This is a genomic window from Janibacter indicus (assembly GCF_900176385.1).
GTDB classification, from domain to species: domain Bacteria; phylum Actinomycetota; class Actinomycetes; order Actinomycetales; family Dermatophilaceae; genus Janibacter; species Janibacter indicus.
Genome location: NZ_FWXN01000005.1, coordinates 16179 through 33127, shown reverse-complemented (window position 1 = coordinate 33127; position 16949 = coordinate 16179). Strand labels below are relative to the sequence as shown.

At 71.8% G+C, this 16949-nt stretch carries 16 protein-coding genes; 12 read left to right on the top strand and 4 right to left on the bottom strand.

Features of this window, described 5'->3' with window-relative positions; all coding sequences use genetic code 11:
• Positions 1–66: 66 nt before the first annotated feature.
• Entirely contained in the window at positions 67–1509 is a 1443-nt protein-coding gene (locus B9B60_RS06825; protein ID WP_084450447.1) for an APC family permease, read from the top strand.
• A gap of 180 nt (positions 1510–1689) precedes the next feature.
• Here the strand turns inward: B9B60_RS06825 and B9B60_RS06820 are convergent, their stop codons facing one another.
• Entirely contained in the window at positions 1690–4125 is a 2436-nt protein-coding gene (locus B9B60_RS06820; RefSeq protein WP_084450446.1) for a DNA gyrase/topoisomerase IV subunit A, read from the bottom strand.
• Between the two features lie 131 nt (positions 4126–4256).
• Here B9B60_RS06820 and B9B60_RS06815 point away from each other — a divergent pair, with 131 nt between their 5' ends.
• From B9B60_RS06815 to B9B60_RS06800, 4 genes are read left to right on the top strand one after another with little or no spacing between them, the layout of a single operon-like run.
• A complete protein-coding gene (locus B9B60_RS06815; RefSeq protein WP_084450445.1) occupies positions 4257–6941 on the top strand; it encodes a bifunctional acetate--CoA ligase family protein/GNAT family N-acetyltransferase in 2685 nt (894 codons plus the stop codon).
• A gap of 12 nt (positions 6942–6953) precedes the next feature.
• On the top strand, positions 6954–7559 hold the full coding sequence (locus B9B60_RS06810) for a DUF5998 family protein (RefSeq protein ID WP_084450444.1): 606 nt from the start codon (positions 6954–6956) through the stop codon (positions 7557–7559).
• A gap of 8 nt (positions 7560–7567) precedes the next feature.
• Complete coding sequence (locus B9B60_RS06805) at positions 7568–8728, top strand: alkaline phosphatase family protein (RefSeq protein WP_084450443.1); 1161 nt, start codon at positions 7568–7570, stop codon at positions 8726–8728.
• A gap of 1 nt (position 8729) precedes the next feature.
• A complete protein-coding gene (locus tag B9B60_RS06800) occupies positions 8730–9410 on the top strand; it encodes a thymidine kinase (protein WP_084450442.1) in 681 nt (226 codons plus the stop codon).
• A gap of 12 nt (positions 9411–9422) precedes the next feature.
• Here the strand turns inward: B9B60_RS06800 and sepH are convergent, their stop codons facing one another.
• Positions 9423–10694: a septation protein SepH gene (gene sepH, locus B9B60_RS06795; RefSeq protein WP_159451166.1), complete on the bottom strand. Its 1272-nt coding sequence runs from the start codon at positions 10692–10694 to the stop codon at positions 9423–9425.
• 91 nt (positions 10695–10785) lie between these two features.
• Between sepH and B9B60_RS06790 the strand changes: the two genes are divergently transcribed.
• The 7 genes from B9B60_RS06790 to B9B60_RS06760 all read left to right on the top strand — a co-directional run bounded on the left by B9B60_RS06790 (position 10786) and on the right by B9B60_RS06760 (position 15496).
• Positions 10786–11895, top strand: coding sequence for a ferrochelatase (locus B9B60_RS06790; RefSeq protein WP_084450440.1), 1110 nt, complete (start codon positions 10786–10788; stop codon positions 11893–11895).
• A 1-nt stretch (position 11896) separates the two neighbouring features.
• On the top strand, positions 11897–12772 hold the full coding sequence (locus tag B9B60_RS06785) for an inositol monophosphatase family protein (RefSeq protein ID WP_234993779.1): 876 nt from the start codon (positions 11897–11899) through the stop codon (positions 12770–12772).
• Between the two features lie 130 nt (positions 12773–12902).
• Positions 12903–13202: a DUF4193 domain-containing protein gene (locus B9B60_RS06780; RefSeq protein WP_068317285.1), complete on the top strand. Its 300-nt coding sequence runs from the start codon at positions 12903–12905 to the stop codon at positions 13200–13202.
• A gap of 3 nt (positions 13203–13205) precedes the next feature.
• A complete protein-coding gene (dut, locus tag B9B60_RS06775; protein WP_084450439.1) occupies positions 13206–13688 on the top strand; it encodes a dUTP diphosphatase in 483 nt (160 codons plus the stop codon).
• Entirely contained in the window at positions 13688–14425 is a 738-nt protein-coding gene (locus B9B60_RS06770; protein WP_084450438.1) for a DUF3710 domain-containing protein, read from the top strand. The genes dut and B9B60_RS06770 overlap by 1 nt, the downstream gene beginning before the upstream one ends.
• Positions 14425–14793 (top strand): OB-fold nucleic acid binding domain-containing protein, encoded by a 369-nt coding sequence (locus B9B60_RS06765; protein WP_084450437.1) that lies wholly within the window; start codon positions 14425–14427, stop codon positions 14791–14793. The genes B9B60_RS06770 and B9B60_RS06765 overlap by 1 nt, the downstream gene beginning before the upstream one ends.
• Positions 14783–15496, top strand: a complete 714-nt coding sequence (locus tag B9B60_RS06760; RefSeq protein WP_084450436.1) for a DUF3159 domain-containing protein — start codon at positions 14783–14785, stop codon at positions 15494–15496. Before B9B60_RS06765 ends, B9B60_RS06760 begins: the two co-directional genes overlap by 11 nt.
• A 22-nt stretch (positions 15497–15518) precedes the next feature.
• Here B9B60_RS06760 and B9B60_RS06755 read toward each other — a convergent pair whose 3' ends face one another.
• Together B9B60_RS06755 and B9B60_RS06750 are read right to left on the bottom strand one after the other, a co-directional pair.
• Positions 15519–16202, bottom strand: a complete 684-nt coding sequence (locus B9B60_RS06755; protein ID WP_084450435.1) for a potassium channel family protein — start codon at positions 16200–16202, stop codon at positions 15519–15521.
• A 3-nt stretch (positions 16203–16205) separates the two neighbouring features.
• Positions 16206–16871 (bottom strand): potassium channel family protein, encoded by a 666-nt coding sequence (locus tag B9B60_RS06750; RefSeq protein ID WP_084450434.1) that lies wholly within the window; start codon positions 16869–16871, stop codon positions 16206–16208.
• Between the last annotated feature and the right edge of the window lie 78 nt (positions 16872–16949).

Sequence of the window (16949 nt, the reverse complement as noted above, 5' to 3'; positions counted from 1 at the left end):
GACGTGCTCTGGGTCACGGTTAGGGGATCGGTGCGCCCCCCGCGCACCCCGACCCAGGGAGGACCCATGTCCGACGTCGCCACCTCGGACCACGAAGCCGGTGAGGAGAAGACCGAGCTCAAGAGGGTCATGGGCCCCAAGCTCCTGCTCCTCTTCATCGTGGGAGACATCCTCGGTACGGGTGTCTATGCGCTGACCGGCGACGTCGCCGCGGAGGTCGGCGGTGCCGCGTGGGCTCCCTTCCTCGCGGCCTTCATCGTCGCGACGATGACGGCCTTCTCCTACCTCGAGCTCGTGACGAAATACCCGAAGGCCGGTGGCGCCGCGACCTTCATCCACAAGGCCTTCGGGATCCACTTCCTGACCTTCATCGTCGCCTTCGCCGTCATGTGCTCCGGCATCACCTCGGCCTCGACCGCCTCCAACGCCTTCGCCGGCTTCCTGCGGGACGGCTTCGGTCAGGACTGGGAAAACGGGTCGACCCCGCTGCTGGTCATCGCCCTGGCCTTCATGACGATCATCGCGCTGATCAACCTGCGTGGCGTGGGGGAGTCGGTCAAGGCCAATGTCGTGCTCACCCTCGTCGAGCTCTCCGGCCTGCTGCTCATCATCTTCATCGGCCTCTACGCCGTGACCCAGGGTCGCGCGGACTTCTCGCGCACCGTGGTCTTCGAGAGCCCGAGTGACAAGAGCGTCTTCATCTCCATCTCCATGGCGACCGCGCTGGCCTTCTTCGCCATGGTGGGCTTCGAGGACTCGGTCAACATGGCCGAGGAGACCCACGAGCCGTCGAAGATCTTCCCCAAGGTCATGCTCACCGGTCTGGGCATCACCGGAGTCATCTACGTCCTCGTCTCGATCACCGCGGTCGCGCTCGTGCCCGTCGGCGAGCTGGTGAGCGGGGAGCAGTCGGCACTGACCCAGGTCGTCGCCGCTGGTGCGCCCGACCTGCCCTTCGACAAGATCTTCCCCTTCATCGGGATGTTCGCCGTCGCCAACTCCGCGCTGATCAACATGCTCATGGCCTCGCGACTCGTCTACGGCATGGCGCGACAAGAGGTGCTGCCCCCCGGTCTGGGCGTCGTCCACAAGACCCGCCAGACGCCGTGGGTGGCCATCCTCTTCACCACGCTCATCGCCTACGGCCTGATCAGCTACGTGGTGCTGCGCAGCGACAGCCCCGTCGTCGCGCTCCTGGGTGGCACGACCTCGCTCCTCCTGCTGGCCGTCTTCACCGTCGTCAACATCGCGGTCCTCGTGCTGCGTCGTGACGACGTCGGTCGCGACCACTTCAAGACCCCGACCTTCCTGCCGATCATCGCCGCGCTCACCTGCGCCTTCCTCGTCGGGCCCTGGGCCCGCAGCGAGGAGCAGCAGCAGCAGTACGAGATCGCCGGCATCCTGCTCGGTCTCGGTATCCTGCTGTGGGTGGTCACGTGGTTCATCAACCGCGCGGTCTACGCCAAGAAGACCTACATGCGCGACCCCGAACACATCGACCACGACTGAGCTCCACGAGGAGAAGGGGGCGGCACCGGTGATCCGGTGCCGCCCCCTTCGCTCTGCGTGGACGCCGTGACGGTGCATTGCCCTACGGCAATGCAGGGTCGATCCCGCATTGCCGTAGGGCAATGCAGAGTCTTGATGTCGAGAGGTTGCATTGCCGTAGGGCAATGCGGGACAGGGGGCTCAGAGGGAGCCGATGCCACCGATCACGGCGGAGGCGGGGGTGCCGGAGCCGTCGCGGCGGGCGTCGGCGTCGGGCAGGGTGATCGCCACGCCGTTGGGTTGCGCGGCACGGGCGCCGGCGCGGCCCACCCAGGCGGTGATCAGCACGTCCTCGCCCTTGAGGAAGCGGTGGGCGCGCACACCGGCGGTGGCGCGACCCTTGCCGGGGTACTCGTCGAAGGAGGTGACCTTCCACGAGCCGGCGTCGGTGCCCGGCAGCGCGTCGGAGGAGCCCGACACCGTGACGACGATGTTGTCGTGGTTGAGGTCGACGGCGCCGAAGAAGACGACCTGGGCGTCGTCGGTGAGCCGGATGCCGGCGACGCCGCCCCCGGAGCGGCCCTGCGGGCGGACGTCGGCGGCGGAGAAGTGCAGCAGGCTGGCCTGGCTGGTGACGAAGACGAGCTCCTCCTCGCCGGTCTTGAGCTCGACGGCGCCGACGACGCGGTCGCCGTCCTTGAGCGAGATGGCCTCCCAGGAGTGGCCCTTGGGGTAGTCGGTCGTCACCCGCTTGACCACGCCCCGGGCGGTGCCCAGGGCCAGGCCGGGCGAGTCGCTCGACAGGCTCATCAGCGTCAGCGGGGTCTCGTCACCCGGCAGGTCGACGTAGGCCGCGAGCGGCGCGCCGCCGGAGAGGGTGGGGGCGCCGTTGGACGGGGGCAGGGTGGGCAGCTCGAGGGCCCCGAGCCGGACCATCCGCCCGGCCGAGGTGACCACGGCCACCTCGCCACGGGCCGTGGTGCGCACCGCCGCGACGATCGCGTCGTGCTTGGACCGCCCGCCCTCGGTGGACAGGGGCTCGGCGTCGCTGGTGCGGGCGAGCAGACCGGTGCTCGACAGCAGCACCCAGCACGGGTCGTCGGCGACCTCGAGCGGCGTGGAGGCCGCGGCCGGCTGCCCGGCCGACTCGAGCAGGACCGTGCGGCGGGGGTCGCCGTGCTTCTTGGCGACGTCGGCGAGCTCGCCGGAGATCAGCCGGGTCATCACCTTGTCGTCGCCGAGGATCTCCTCGAGCGCGGCGATCTGCTCGAGCAGCTCGCTCTGCTCACGCTCGAGCTCGAGCTTGGAGAACTTCGTCAGGCGGCGCAGCTGCAGGTCGAGGATGAAGGTCGCCTGGACCTCGGAGAGGTCGAAGACCTCCTGCAGGCGGGTGCGCGCGATCGACGCGTCGTCGCTGCTGCGGATGACCTGGATGACCTCGTCGATGTCGAGGATCGCGATGAGCAGGCCCTCGACGAGGTGCAGCCGCTCGCGGCGCTTGGCCAGGCGGTACTCGCTGCGGCGCCGCACGACGTCCCGACGGAAGTCGACGTAGACGGTGAGCAGCTCCTTCAGCCCCATGGTCCGGGGCTGCCCGTCGACGAGCGCGACGTTGTTGATGGAGAAGGAGTCCTCCATCGGGGTCAGCTTGTACAGCTGCTCAAGGACCGCCTCGGGGTTGAAGCCGTTTTTGATCTCGATGACCAGCTGCAGCCCGGACTCGCGGTCGGTGAGGTCCTTGACGTCGGCGATGCCCTGCAGCTTCTTCGCCTGGACGGCGTCCTTGATCTTCTCGATGACCTTTTCGGGGCCGACGAGGTAGGGCAGCTCGGTGACGATGATGCCCTGGCGGCGCGGCGAGACCTTGTCGATGCGCGTCGTCGCGCGGGTACGGAAGCTGCCGCGCCCGGTGAGGTAGGCGTCGCGGATCCCGTCGAGGCCGATGATCCGCCCGCCACCGGGCAGGTCCGGGCCGGGGACGAACTTCATCAGGTCGTCGAGGCTGGCGTCGGGGTGGGTCAGCAGGTGCCGGGCCGCGCCGATGACCTCGACGAGGTTGTGCGGCGGCATGTTGGTCGCCATGCCGACGGCGATGCCGGTGGTGCCGTTGACGAGGAGGTTGGGGTAGGCCGCGGGCAGCACCTCGGGCTGCAGCAGCTGGTCGTCGTAGTTGGGGACGAAGGGGACGGTGTCCTCGTCGAGCCCGGTCACCATGAGCAGCGCCGCGGGGGCCATCCGGGCCTCGGTGTAGCGGCTGGCGGCCGGGCCGTCGTCGAGCGAGCCGAAGTTGCCGTGGCCGTCGACGAGGGGCAGGCGCATGGAGAAGGGCTGGGCCATGCGCACGAGGGCGTCGTAGATCGCCGAGTCGCCGTGCGGGTGGTACTTGCCCATGACCTCTCCGACGACGCGGGAGGACTTGACGTGACCGCGCTCGGGGCGCAGGCCCATCTCGCTCATCGAGTAGAGGATGCGGCGGTGCACCGGCTTGAGGCCGTCACGGGCGTCGGGCAGGGCGCGCGCGTGGATCACCGAGTAGCTGTACTCGAGGAAGGCATTGCGCATCTCGTCCGCGACGTCGATGTCGACGATCCGCTCCGGGACGTCGGCGGGGGGAGAGGCTGCGGGACGGCGGGCCATGCGGGCGGTGACTCCTCGTGGGCTGGTGCTGATGAGCCCACCCATCTTCCCCCTTCGCCGCTGTCGGGCCGGGACCGACACACGTGACCTGCCGCGGGGGCGGCACGGGGGCCCGTGGCAGGATTGGGGACATGACGGAGCTCCCACCGGGGTACCCGGTGCTGGCGGAGGCCGACGTCGTCCTGCGGGACGGCTCGGTCTGCAGACTGCGGCCGATCAAGCCGTCCGATGCCGACGGCATCCGGCACTTCCACTCGCGCCAGTCCGACGAGTCGATCTATCTGCGCTTCTTCGCGCCGATGCGCACCCTGAGCGACCGCGACATCAAGCGCTTCACCGAGGTCGACTACCACGACCGGATGGCGCTCGTCGCGACGATCGGCGACGACATCATCGGCATCGGGCGCTACGACCGGGTGGGCCCGCACACTGCCGAGGTCGCGTTCAACATCTCCGACGACTACCACGGCAAGGGCATCGGGTCGGTGCTGCTCGAGCACCTCGCGGCCATCGCCCACGCCGGCGACATCACCGAGTTCGAGGCGGAGGTGTTGCCGCACAACCGCAAGATGCTCTCCGTCTTCTCCGAGGCCGGCTACCAGGTGAGCCGCCGCCTCGAGGACGGGGTCGTCACCCTCCACTTCGCCATCGAGCCCACCGCCGAGTCGCTGTCGGTGCGCTTCGCCCGCGAGCACCGCGCCGAGTCGCAGAGCGTGCGGGCCATGCTCCATCCGACCTCGGTGGCGGTCATCGGCGCCAGCCGGCGTGAGCGGGCCATCGGCCACCAGGTGCTCAAGCAGGTCCTCGACGGCGGCTTCACCGGTCAGGTCCACGCCGTCAACCCGGACGCGGGGGAGATCCTCGGCCTGACGGCCGTGCGCACGGTCGGCGAGATCGACGGGGGAGTCGAGCTCGCCGTCATCGCGGTGCCCGCCGAGCGGGTGACCCAGGTCGTCCTCGAGTGCGCCGCGGCGGGGGTCAAGACCCTGCTCATCATCTCCTCGGGCTTCGCCGAGGTCGACGAGGCCGGGGCCGCGCGGCAGCAGGAGGTGCTCCGGCTCGCCCGGACCCACGGCATGCGGGTGCTCGGACCCAACTCCTTCGGCCTGATCAACAACGACCCCGCGGTGAGTCTCAACGCGACCCTGACCCCGGTCATCCCGCGCCCGGGCCACCTCGGCCTGTTTTCGCAGAGTGGCGCGCTCGCGATCGCCAACCTCGACTCGGCGGCGCGACGCAACCTCGGCATCTCGGTCTTCGCCTCCGCGGGCAACCGGGTCGACGTCTCCGGCAACGACCTCATGCAGTACTGGGTCGACGACGAGCGCACCCACGCGGTGGGGCTCTATCTCGAGTCGATGGGCAACCCGCGCAAGTTTTCCCGTGTCGCCCGCCACCTCGCCTCCAACAAGCCGGTCATCGTCGTCAAGCCGGCGTCGGCGACCTACGGCGCGCCCCCCGGGCACAAGGTCCGCAAGCCCAAGGTCCAGCCGCACGTCTTCGGCTCGATGCTGCAGCAGGCCGGGGTCATCCACTGCGAAAACGTCCACCAGATGTTTGACGTCGCGCAACTGCTCGTCCACCAGCCGCTGCCGGCGGGGCGCCGCGTGGCCATCGTCGGCAACTCCAGCCAGCTGGCCGCGCTGTGCGCCGACAACGCCACCGAGCGCGGCCTCGAGGTCGTGCACGGTCCGGTCGCCATCCCGACCGAGGCCTCGGCGCGCGAGTTCCAGAGAGCGGTCGACGCCGCCTTCGGTGACCCCGACGTCGACTCCGTCATCGTCTGCTTCATCCCGCCCGTCGGTGCCCTGGACCAGGAGGTCGTCGAGGCCCTGCGGCACGCCGCCTCCCGATCCGACAAGCCGTGCGTGGCGACGCTGCTCGGTCTGCGCGGCGTCGACGAAGGGGGTGACGCCGCCTTCCTCCACGAGACCGGTGAGGTCGCCGACGACACCCCGCGCCAGGCCGTGCCGCTCTACCCGATGCCCGAGGAGGCCATCCGGGCCCTGGCCCTGGCGACGGACTACGGGCAGTGGCGCGACAAGGACAAGGGCGAGACCGTCGTGCGCGACGGCATCGACCGGTGGGCTGCGCGGGCGCTGCTCGACCGGGTGCTCGAGGAGGACCCGGAGGGCCGGGCCCTGACGAGCGACGAGTCCCGTGAGCTGCTCGCCGCCTACGGCATCGACGTGTGGCCCCGGTTCGAGGCGGCTGACGCCGACGAGGCCGTCGCCATCGCGGAGGAGGTCGGCTACCCGGTCGTCGTCAAGTCACTCTCCCCGCTGGTGCGTGGGCAGGCCCTCCTCGAGGGCATCCGCGTCGACCTGCACGACGCGCACGCGGTGCGCTCGGCCTTCGAGGCTCTGGACCGGCGGCTGGCGCCGATGGACGCCAACTACTTCGTCGTGCAGCGGATGGCCCGGCCGGGGGTCTCGACGGTGCTCTCGACGCTGGAGGACCCCCTCTTCGGGCCGGTCGTCTCCTTCAGCATCGCGGGCGCGCCGACGACCCTGCTCGACGACATCGCCTACCGGATCCCGCCGCTCACCGACGTCGACGTGCGCGAGCTCGTCGAGGACCTCAAGCTCGCCCCACTGCTCATGGGGCACGACGGCGCGGCGCCGGTCGACCGGGCGGCGCTCGAGGACATCCTCGGGCGGCTGTCGATCATGTCCGACGACTTCCTCGAGCTGTCGTCCGTCGAGCTCAACCCCGTCGTCGCCCATCCCGAGGGCGCCACGGTGCTCGGCGCCGACGTCATGATCGCGCCGGTGACCCGTCGCCGGATCGACACCGGCGCGCGGAGCCTCACCTGACGCTGGGGCACAATGGCCCACATGCCCGCACCTGCTGATCTCACGGCGATCTCGCTCCCGGACGCCCTCATGGCCGACATCGAGCGCGCGGGCTACTACCCGGCCCTCGTCGCCGACGTCATCAAGGCCGCGGTCGGGTCCGAGGACGTGCACGGTCACCTCGTGCACCAGGAGACGACCTTCGACCAGGACGCCGTGCGGCGGCACATCACGGTCTTCGCCCGCACCGGCACCCGGCTCGTCGTCGCCCACGCCGACGACTTCCCGGACCACTTCTCCGGGGCCCACGAGATCGCCACGGCCACGACCGAGTGCATCCCGCTCGCCTCGGTGCGCGGCGTCATGCTGACCCACGTCGTCGGTGACCCCTCGAGCTATGTGCCCGGGTCCCTCGGCAGCGCGGTCACGCTCACCATCGGCTGGGGCGCGGTCAGCCGCGTCGACCTGCTGCCCGCGCAGTGCAACGACCCGGACTGCGAGGGCGGCGACCACGGCTACGACGGCACCATCACGAGCGACGACATCGCCCTGCGGATCAGCGCGGAGGCCGAAGGCCGTGAGGCGCTCGACCGCGCCATCGAGTTCGCCCGCGACCTGTCGGCGAGCATCGGGCACTGACCCGCCGCATGACCCTCCACGACCACCAGCACTCGTCGCTGTTGCCGGCCACGCCGCGACTGGACCGGCTGCTGCCCGCCGTCGCGACGAGCCTCGGGGTGCCCGGACTCGCCGGGCCGGGGGACCGCCCCCTTCGTCCCACCCGTCGGGCCGTCGTCGTCCTCGTCGACGGTCTCGGCGCGGCACTGCTCGCCCGTCGCGGTGGCCACGCCCCCTTCCTGCGCCGCCTGCTGCAGGACCCGCAGGCTGCGGTGACCCTCGACTGCGGCTTCCCGTCGACGACGGCCACCTCGATGGGCACCTTCGGCACCGGATCGCTCGCCGGGGCGCACGGGCTCGTCGGCTACGAGGCCTACGACCCCCAGAGCGACACCGTCTTCAACGAGCTGTCCTGGGAGGAGGGCCCCGAGCCGCGGCGCTGGCAACCGGCTCCCACGGTCTTCGAGGCCGCCCACGACGCCGGGGTCTCGGTGACCCGGGTCGGGCCGGGGTTCTTCGACGGCTCCGGTCTCACCGAGGCCGCCTTGCGAGGCGGCCGCTTCACCGCCGCCTCCAGCCTGGCGGCTCGGGTCGACGCGACGGTGAGCGCCCTTCGGGCACAGTCTCGCTCCCTCGTCTACCTCTACTGGGGTGACCTCGACAAGGTCGGTCACGTGCACGGCGTCGGGTCGCTGGAGTGGGGCGACGAGCTCGAGGCCGTCGACGCCGAGCTGGCCCGCCTCGCCGGGCTGATGCCGCCCGACACCACCCTGCACATCACGGCCGACCACGGCATGGTCGACGTCCCGCTGGACGCGCGACCCGACATGGCGCACGACGCCGAGCTCGACGCCGGCGTGCGGCACGTCGCGGGGGAGCCCCGCTGCCTGCAGCTGCACGTCGTGCCCGGGGCTCGCGAGGACGTCCTCGCGGTCTGGCGCGGACGCCTCGGCGACGACGCCGTCGTCCTCGACGCCGACGACGCCATCGCCCGCGGGTGGTTCGGTCCGGTCAGCGACCTCGTCCGGCCCCGCATCGGCGATGTCATCGCCGCGATGACCGGGCCGGTGGCGGTCGTCGACTCGCGTCGCCACCGTCCGGAGCTGCGGGCCCTACTCGGTGTGCACGGGTCGATCACCACCGACGAGGTTGCGATCCCGTGGCTCGTCCTCGACCCCCGGGAGCACTGACGTGGCCGAGCTGATCTTCTTCGCCGGCACGATGGACTGCGGCAAGTCCACCCTCGCGTTGCAGATGGACCACAACCACCGGGCCAGGGGCCGGGTCGGCATCATCTTCACCCGCCTCGACCGCTCGGGCGAGGCAGTGCTCTCCTCGCGCCTGGGTCTGTCGACGAGCGCGGTCGAAGTCGCCGAGGAGCTCGACTTCTGGGAGACGGTCGTCGCCTCGCTCACTGCCGGTGCGCGGGTCGACTACCTCATCTGCGACGAGGCGCAGTTCTACACGCGTGAGCAGGTCGACCAGCTCGCGCGGATCGTCGACGAGCTCGACATCGAGGTCTTCGCCTTCGGGATCACGAGCGACTTCCGCACCGAGCTCTTCCCGGGGAGCCAGCGGCTCATCGAGCTCGCCGACCGCACCCAGGTGCTGCAGGTGTCGGCGCTGTGCTGGTGCGGCCGTCGGGCGACGCACAATGCCCGCGTGGTCGACGGGGTCATGGTCGTCGAGGGCGAGCAGGTCGTCGTCGGGGACACCGCGGAGCCCGCCCGGGAGAGCCACGTGGAGTACGAGGTGCTCTGCCGCCGCCACCACATGCGGCGGATGAACTCGCGTGCGGCCCAGACCGCGGCCCAGTCGGCGGACGTCCTGCCCTTCGACCTTGACGCCTGCCCGGTCCCGCCGCCCGGGTGACGCCCGGGGCGGTCAGTCCCGGGTCGTCCCGAACATCACGTCGTCCCAGCTCGGCACGCCCTTGCGGCCCTTGCGGCCACGACCCTTGGCCGAGGACTCCTGGGGCTGCGGCGCCGCCTCGGTCTCTGCCTCAGCCTGCGGTGCCGTGCCCTCGGACGCGGCCAGGTCGTCCGACTCGGTGTCGGAGCCGGACTCGGTGTCGGTGGACTCCGAGTCGGCCGCGTCGCCCGCGGGGCCAGATACCTCGTCGGGCGTGACGTCCTCGGGCTCGACAGGCGTGTCGTCCTTGGACTCGGCCGGTGTCGAGGACGCCGGAGTGGGCCCGTCGGTGGCCGGAGCCGGCTGCGCCTCGGCCTGTGCCTGAGTCGGCTCGGAGCCGGCCGAGGACTGCCCGGGCGCCTGCTCGGGGGTGGGCTGGGTCTGCGTCGGCTCGGCCGGCTGCTCGTCACGCGGGTGGGTGCCGCGCGCCGGGGGCGGCAGCTCCTCGAGAGGCAGGGCGTCGTCGTGCGCCGGCGCGGCGGCGGCCTCGCTCGCGCGCTTGCGGCGACCGCCGCCACGGCGACGGCTCTTGGCGCCGGAGTGCTCGCGCATGGAGTTGATCAGGTCGTCGGTGTTGGCCCGGGTCGCCCGCTCGGCCTTGGTCTCCTCGACCTCGACGTCGAAGACCGCGGTCGGCCGGTGCACGGGGGTCGGGACCGGGCCCGCCTGCGGGGTGTCGGCCTCGGAGAGCCACTTGGCCTCGTCGTTCTTGGCCACGACGCTCATGCCGGCGAGGTCGAACCACCACGTGGCCGTGCGGTCGCGACCGCCCGCGGCGAAGACCGCGGAGACGGTCCACTGGCCCTCGGCGTCGCGGAAGGCGTCCCACTCGACCGAGGAGGGCTCGACACCGCGCCCGGTGAGGCGGGTCGCCGCGCGCTGGGCGAGGGTCTCGGGGGAGCCGGCCTGGTTGGTGCCGCGCAAGCGCACGGCCTGCGCCCGGGTCGCCACGTGCTCGCGCTCGGCGAGGACGGGTCCCTCGAAGCGGGCGATCTTGTCGAGGTCCCAGCCGGTGCGGGCGGCGACCTCGTCGGCGCTGGCGCCGGCTCGGATCATCGCCTGGACCTCGCGGGGTCGCACGTTGTTGTCGATGGCGATCTGCAGCTGGCCCAGGCGGGGTCGGTCCCGTCGTGCCGCGGCGCGTAGGGGCTCGTCGATGCGCAGGCGGTACTCCTCGCCGGCATCGTCGGTCACCACGAGGTGCTCGCCGTCGTCATGCACCCCGATGAGTCGCAGGTCGCGCATCAACAATCCCTCTCGTCCATCGTCCTGGCACGACTCTGCCACCTGCTCGGCCCGATCCGTGGACGCACACGCCGCGGGATACCTTGTGTCCATGCCCGACTCGGTGAACGACCACCCCCTTCGCCCGTACGACGCGGTCCTCGTGCAGTCCTTCGGCGGCCCCGAGGGGCCTGACGAGGTCCTGCCCTTCCTGCGCCGGGTGACGGCCGGCCGCGGCGTGCCCGACGAGCGACTGGTCGAGGTGGGCGCGCACTACGAGCGGGTCGGCGGCGTCAGCCCGCTGCCCGCGCTCAACCGGCGGCTCGTCGCCGACCTGACCGCCGAGCTCACGGCCCGTGAGTGCCCCCTGCCGGTGGCCCTGGGCAACCGCAACTCCACCCCCTTCGTCCCGGAGGCGCTCGACGAGCTGGAGGCGGGCGGGGCACGGCACGTGCTCGTGGTGCCGACGAGCGCCTGGCGCAGCTACTCCTCGTGCCGTCAGTACCGCGAGGGCCTGGCCGAGGCGGTCGAAGGGAGACCGGGTCTCGTCGTCGACAAGGTCCGGCCCTTCGGGGAGCACCCCGGCTTCGCCGCGACCCTGGCACGCGACACCCTTGCCGGTGTGCGGGCCGCCGTGGAGGCGGTCGGTGCCGATGCCGTCGCGCTGCTCTACGTCACCCACTCGATCCCCGACGCGATGGACGAGACCTCCGGGCCCGGCGACGGCGACGGGCGGGCCTACTCCGCGGACCAGGCCGAGCTCGCCGCGGCGATCACCGCCGAGGTCGACGCGGTCCTCGCCACCGACCTGCCAGCGGGGCTGACCTTCTGCTCCCGCTCGGGCTCGCCGCGCACACCCTGGCTGGAGCCGGACGTCAACGACCGGATCCGCGAGCTGGCCGACGAAGGAGTGCGCCACGTCGTCGTCGTGCCGATCGGCTTCGTCTCCGACCACATGGAGGTCGTCCACGACCTCGACGTCGAGGCCGCGGCAACGGCCGCGGAGGTCGGTCTGGGGATGACCCGTGTGCCGACCCCGGGGGCTGACGGCGACTTCGTCCGCGGACTCGTCGACCTCATGCTCGAGCGGGCTGCGCAGGCGCGCGGCGAGCAGCCGGTGCGCGCCACGTGGCGCGACCTCGACTCCCACCCTGCGGTCTGCCCGGCCGGCTGCTGCCCCAACCTGCGCGAGGCCCTGCCGGCGTCGTGCGGATCGGACTGACGTGACCGCCACACCCGCGCCGACCCTGCCTGCCGGCGTCGACCCGGCCGAGCTCGCCGAGATCGCCCTGACGGTCGCGGTCGAGGCGGGCGAGCTCATCACCGTCGAGCGCCCCCGTGACCTGGGTGTCGCCGAGACCAAGACCTCGCGCACCGATGTCGTCACCGTCATGGACCAGCGCAGCCAGGACCACCTGCTCGCCCGGCTCGGGCAGCTGCGGCCGGACGACGGCTTCGCGGGGGAGGAGCGCGGCGGACGCGCCGGTACCTCGGGCATCACGTGGGTCGTCGACCCGATCGACGGCACCGTCAACTACCTCTACGAGATCCCTGCCTATGCGGTGTCGGTGGCCGCGGTCGTCGGTGACCCGACGGTCGACGGCGGCTGGCGACCGGTGGCCGGTGCGGTCGTCAACCCGGTGACGGGGGAGCGCTATCGCGCCTGGCTCGGCGGCGGGTCGTGGCGCGGCGTCGGTGACGAGGAGCCGCGCCGCCTGCAGGTGGGCGAGACCCCGCTCGAGCTCGCGCTGTGCGGCACCGGCTTCGGCTACGACGCCGACCGTCGGGCCTGGCAGGCGGCGGTCCTCACCCACGTCCTGCCGCGGGTGCGCGACATCCGGCGGCTCGGCAGCGCGGCCCTCGACCTGTGCCGCATCGCCGAAGGGAGTCTCGACGTCTACCACGAGCGCGGCCTCAACCCCTGGGACATGGCGGCCGGGTGGCTCGTCGCGACCGAGGCCGGAGCCGTGGTCACCGACCTCGCCGGCGGGGCCCCGCGGGAGCGGATGACCCTCGCCGGGGCTCCCGGCGTGCACGCCGAGATGAGTGGCGTGCTGGCCGCGGCCGTCACCGCCGTCGGACCAGAATCCGGGCGCTGACCCCAAAGAGGTGGCGTTCGCCCCGCCGATGGGGCACAATCCGGCGCGCCGGGCACAAATTCAGCACTTGCTGCGTTGATGACGGCGCATCACGTTTTCAGCCCTGCTAACCCCCAAGGAATCAGGAGAGATGGCGACCGATTACGACGCCCCTCGCAAGACCGACGACGACCTGTCAGAGGACTCCATCGAGGAGCTCAAGTCCCGTCGCGGTGACGCGACCTCCGCCAATGTCGACGTCGACGAGACCGAGATGGCCGAGGGCTTCGAGCTGCCCGGCGCCGACCTCTCCGGCGAGGAGATGTCGGTGCGGGTCGTCCCGCGCCAGGCGGACGAGTTCACCTGCACGAGCTGCTTCCTCGTCCACCACCGCAGTCAGCTGGCCAGCGACGGCAAGAACGGTCCGGTCTGCACCGAGTGCGCTGCCTGACCCGTGACTGACGGAGCCCGTCAGATCACCGTCCCGGTGCGCCTCGTGCACCGGGACGCCGTCGCGCCCGCCTATGCCCAGCACGGCGACGCGGGCGCGGACCTCACCTCCGTCGCGGAGGTGACCCTCGCACCGGGGGAGCGGGCGCTCGTGCCCACCGGCGTCAGCCTCGCGATCCCGCACGGCTGGGTCGGGCTGGTGCACCCGCGCTCGGGGCTCGCGGCCAGCCACGGCATCTCCGTGGTCAATGCCCCCGGCACCGTCGACTCCGGCTATCGCGGCGAGGTCCTCGTCAACCTCGTCAACCTCGACCCGCGGGAGTCCTTCACCGTCCGCGTGGGGGACCGGATCGCCCAGCTGGTGCTCCAGGAGGTCGCCGAGGGGCTCTTCGAGCTCTCCGATTCGCTTCCACCCAGCCCACGGGGAGAGACTGGGCACGGATCCACTGGGGGCTTCGGCCCGGAGTCGACGACAGGACGTGAGTGATGTTCGGGCGCAAGAAGAAGGCCGCTGCCGCAGCGGACGAGGCGAGCACCGCCCCGGACCCGACGACCGACGCCGTCGACCCTGCCGCACCGGCCGACGAGACCGTCGCCGACGCCGCTACCGGCCCGCGCGACTCCAACGACGTCACCGACGTCAGCGCGCTGCTCGACCTGGGCGCGCTCCTGCTCGCCCCCACGCCCGGCACCGAGGTGCGTCTCGAGGTCGACCAGCAGAGTGACGAGGTCACGGCCGTGCAGGTCGCCGACGACCACGGCGCCGTCCAGTTGCAGGTCTTCGCCGCCCCGCGTTCGGCGGGCATCTGGGACGAGATCCGTGAGGAGATCGCCGAGATGATCTCCGGCAGTGGCGGCACGGTCGAGAGCGTCCCCGGCCCCTTCGGCGACGAGCTGCGCAGCCGTCTGGCCCAGCCCGGCCCGCAGGGCCGCACCGTCTTCGCCCCCGCCGTCTTCGCCGGCGTCGACGGCCCGCGCTGGTTCCTGCGCGCGGTCTACTCCGGCTCCGCTGCCGTCGACGAGGGCGAGCGCACCCGCTTCGACGAGGTCGTGCGCACGGCGGTCGTCGTACGCGGTGACGACCCGCGGGCACCGCGCGAGATGCTGCCCCTGCAGATGCCGGCGGCTCAGCAGCGACCCGCTGCCGCCGAGCCGGAGGCCGAGGCCCCGGTCGACGACCTCAAGCCCTTCGAGCGCGGTCCCGAGATCACCGAGGTGCGCTGATGGCCACGCTGCTGCGGCGTCTGGTCGACCTGGGGCGTTCCGACGACGAGGTCGCGGCCGACGAGCTGCGCGACGCCGCCAGCGCCCACGGGTGTCGGCCGATCACCGACGAGACCGACCGCGAGGTCGTCACCGTCGCGGGCACGGTCACCGCCGTCACCCTCCGCCCCAAGGTCACCGTCCCGGCGCTCGTCGCCGACGTCTTCGACGGGTCCGGCACGGTGCAGCTCGTCTGGCTCGGCCGGCGCAGCATCGGCGGGATCAACCCGGGTGTCTACGTCAAGGCGACCGGGCTCGTGTGCCGTCCCAAGGGCACGCCGGTCATGTACAACCCCGCCTACGAGATCCTGCCCGGCCATGGCGGCTGAGGGCCCGGAGCCGATCGCCGCACCGATCCACCCCACGGTCGAGGCCCTGATCCGCCACCGACTCGGCGAGGCGCTCGGCGGGCTGCGGGGTTCGCTCGAGGCGGCCATGCCCATGCTGGCCTTCGTCATCGTCTGGTCGGCGACCCGCGAGCGCAACCTCGCGATCGGCGCGGCCGCCGTGCTCACCGTGACTTTCGCGGTGGTCCGTCTGGTGCAGCGGCAGACCCTCCAGTACGTCCTCGGCGGGGTCTTCGCGACCGCGCTCGCGGCCTTCTTCGCGCTCCGTTCGGGCAATGCCGAGGACGCCTTCCTACCCGGGATCCTCACCTCGCTCGCGTACCTCATCGGGTCGCTGGTGTCGGTGCTGGTGCGCTGGCCGGTCGTCGGGCTCATGGTCGGGGTCGCCGACCAGGCCGCGGTGGCCGCCGGCGATCCCTTCCGCTGGCGCCGCAATGCGGCGGCCGTGCGGGTGTGCAGCCGCCTGACCCTCGTGCTCGTGGCCGTCTACGCCATCCGGGTCGGGATCATGGGTCCGCTCTACCTCGCGGGCAACGTCGCCGGGCTGACCATCTCCAAGGTCGTGCTCGGCTGGCCGCTGTGGGTGGGTGCCGTCGCCGTGATGGGCGCGATGCTGCTCAAGGGGCACACCCCGATCGACCCCGACGACGAGCTCGTCCAGCCGGTCGACGTCGGCCGCGCCTGATCCCCCTTCGCCCTCCGGGACGTCAGGAGGAGCGGCGCCGCGGTGCCGAGCCGGGCCGCATCATCGCCTCGAGCTGGGGCTCGGCCTCGGCGGTGGTGAGCAGGAGGAGCTCGTCGTGCGCCTCGAGGGCGTCGTCGGCCGTCGGACCGATCGGGCGACCGTCGCGGATGATGCCGACGAGCAGGGTGTCGACGGGGAAGTCGATGTCGCCGACGCGGCGACCGACATTGGGGTTGTCGGCCGGCAGGGTGATCTCGGCCATCGCGGCGCTGCCCTGCTGGAAGTCGAAGATGCGCACGAGGTCGCCGACACTCACCGCCTCCTCGACGAGGGCGGTCATCAGGCGCGGCGTGGACACCGCGACGTCGACGCCCCAGGACTCGTCGAACATCCACTCGTTCTTGGGGTTGTTGACGCGGGCGACGGTGCGGGGCACGCCGAACTCGGTCTTGGCGAGCAGGGAGACGACAAGGTTGGCCTTGTCGTCACCGGTCGCGCACACGACGACGTCGCTGGTGTGGACCTCGGCCTCCTGGAGCGTGGAGATCTCGCAGGCGTCGCCCGAGAGCCAGCTGGCCTCGGCGAGCTTGGCGACCCGGCTCTCGTTGGCGTCCTTGTCGATGAGCAGGACGCTGTGGCCGTTCTGCAGGAGCTCCTGGCCGATGGACCGGCCGACCGACCCGGCTCCGACGATGACGACGCGCATGACTCAGACCTCCTGCGGGGGCTGGCCGTCGAGGATCCGCTCGACGTCGGGCACCCGGTCGCGGGGGATGACCAGGTGGACCAGGTCGCCCTCCTGGTGGACGGTGTGGGGTCGCGGCAGGATGCCCTCGCCGAGCCTGGTGATGTAGGCGATGCGGGCGCCGGTGGCCTCCTCGAGGCTGGTCAGCCGGCGGCCCACCCAGGCCGACGAGACCTGGATCTCGGCGACGACGAGTCGGCCGGAGGCATCGGTCATCTCGGTGGCCTGACCCTGGGGCAGCATCCGCCGCAGGACCTGGTCGGCGGTCCAGCGGACCGTCGCGACCGTCGGGATGCCGAGGCGCTGGTAGACCTGCGCCCGGTCGGGGTCGTAGATGCGCGCGACGACGTGCTCGACGCCGAAGGTCTCACGCGCCACCCGCGCGGCGAGGATGTTGGAGTTGTCGCCGCTCGAGACGGCCGCGAGGGCGTAGGCGTCCTCGATCCCCGCCTGCAGCAGGGTGTCGCGGTCGAAGCCGACCCCGGCGACCCGGCGTCCGTTGAAGTCGCTGCCGAGGCGGCGGAAGGCGCTGGGGTCCTGGTCGACGACGGCGACGTCGTGGCCGATGCGCTCGAGGGAACGAGCGAGCGAGGCGCCGACACGGCCGCAGCCCATGATGACGAAGTGCACGGCTCGAACGGTACCCCTCCCGAGGCGGGCCTACACTCGCGTGGTGTCATCAGGACGACTCATCAAGCGTCTCCTCGT

What these genes read in the sequence shown, in the direction of transcription:
- B9B60_RS06825 (WP_084450447.1), top strand. Translation starts at nt 67, where the DNA reads ATGTCCGACGTCGCCACCTCGGACCACGAAGCCGGTGAGGAGAAGACC.
- B9B60_RS06820 (WP_084450446.1), bottom strand. Translation starts at nt 4,125, where the DNA reads ATGGCCCGCCGTCCCGCAGCCTCTCCCCCCGCCGACGTCCCGGAGCGG.
- B9B60_RS06815 (WP_084450445.1), top strand. Translation starts at nt 4,257, where the DNA reads ATGACGGAGCTCCCACCGGGGTACCCGGTGCTGGCGGAGGCCGACGTC.
- B9B60_RS06810 (WP_084450444.1), top strand. Translation starts at nt 6,954, where the DNA reads ATGGCCCACATGCCCGCACCTGCTGATCTCACGGCGATCTCGCTCCCG.
- B9B60_RS06805 (WP_084450443.1), top strand. Translation starts at nt 7,568, where the DNA reads ATGACCCTCCACGACCACCAGCACTCGTCGCTGTTGCCGGCCACGCCG.
- sepH (WP_159451166.1), bottom strand. Translation starts at nt 10,694, where the DNA reads ATGCGCGACCTGCGACTCATCGGGGTGCATGACGACGGCGAGCACCTC.
- B9B60_RS06790 (WP_084450440.1), top strand. Translation starts at nt 10,786, where the DNA reads ATGCCCGACTCGGTGAACGACCACCCCCTTCGCCCGTACGACGCGGTC.
- B9B60_RS06780 (WP_068317285.1), top strand. Translation starts at nt 12,903, where the DNA reads ATGGCGACCGATTACGACGCCCCTCGCAAGACCGACGACGACCTGTCA.
- B9B60_RS06770 (WP_084450438.1), top strand. Translation starts at nt 13,688, where the DNA reads ATGTTCGGGCGCAAGAAGAAGGCCGCTGCCGCAGCGGACGAGGCGAGC.
- B9B60_RS06765 (WP_084450437.1), top strand. Translation starts at nt 14,425, where the DNA reads ATGGCCACGCTGCTGCGGCGTCTGGTCGACCTGGGGCGTTCCGACGAC.
- B9B60_RS06760 (WP_084450436.1), top strand. Translation starts at nt 14,783, where the DNA reads ATGGCGGCTGAGGGCCCGGAGCCGATCGCCGCACCGATCCACCCCACG.
- B9B60_RS06755 (WP_084450435.1), bottom strand. Translation starts at nt 16,202, where the DNA reads ATGCGCGTCGTCATCGTCGGAGCCGGGTCGGTCGGCCGGTCCATCGGC.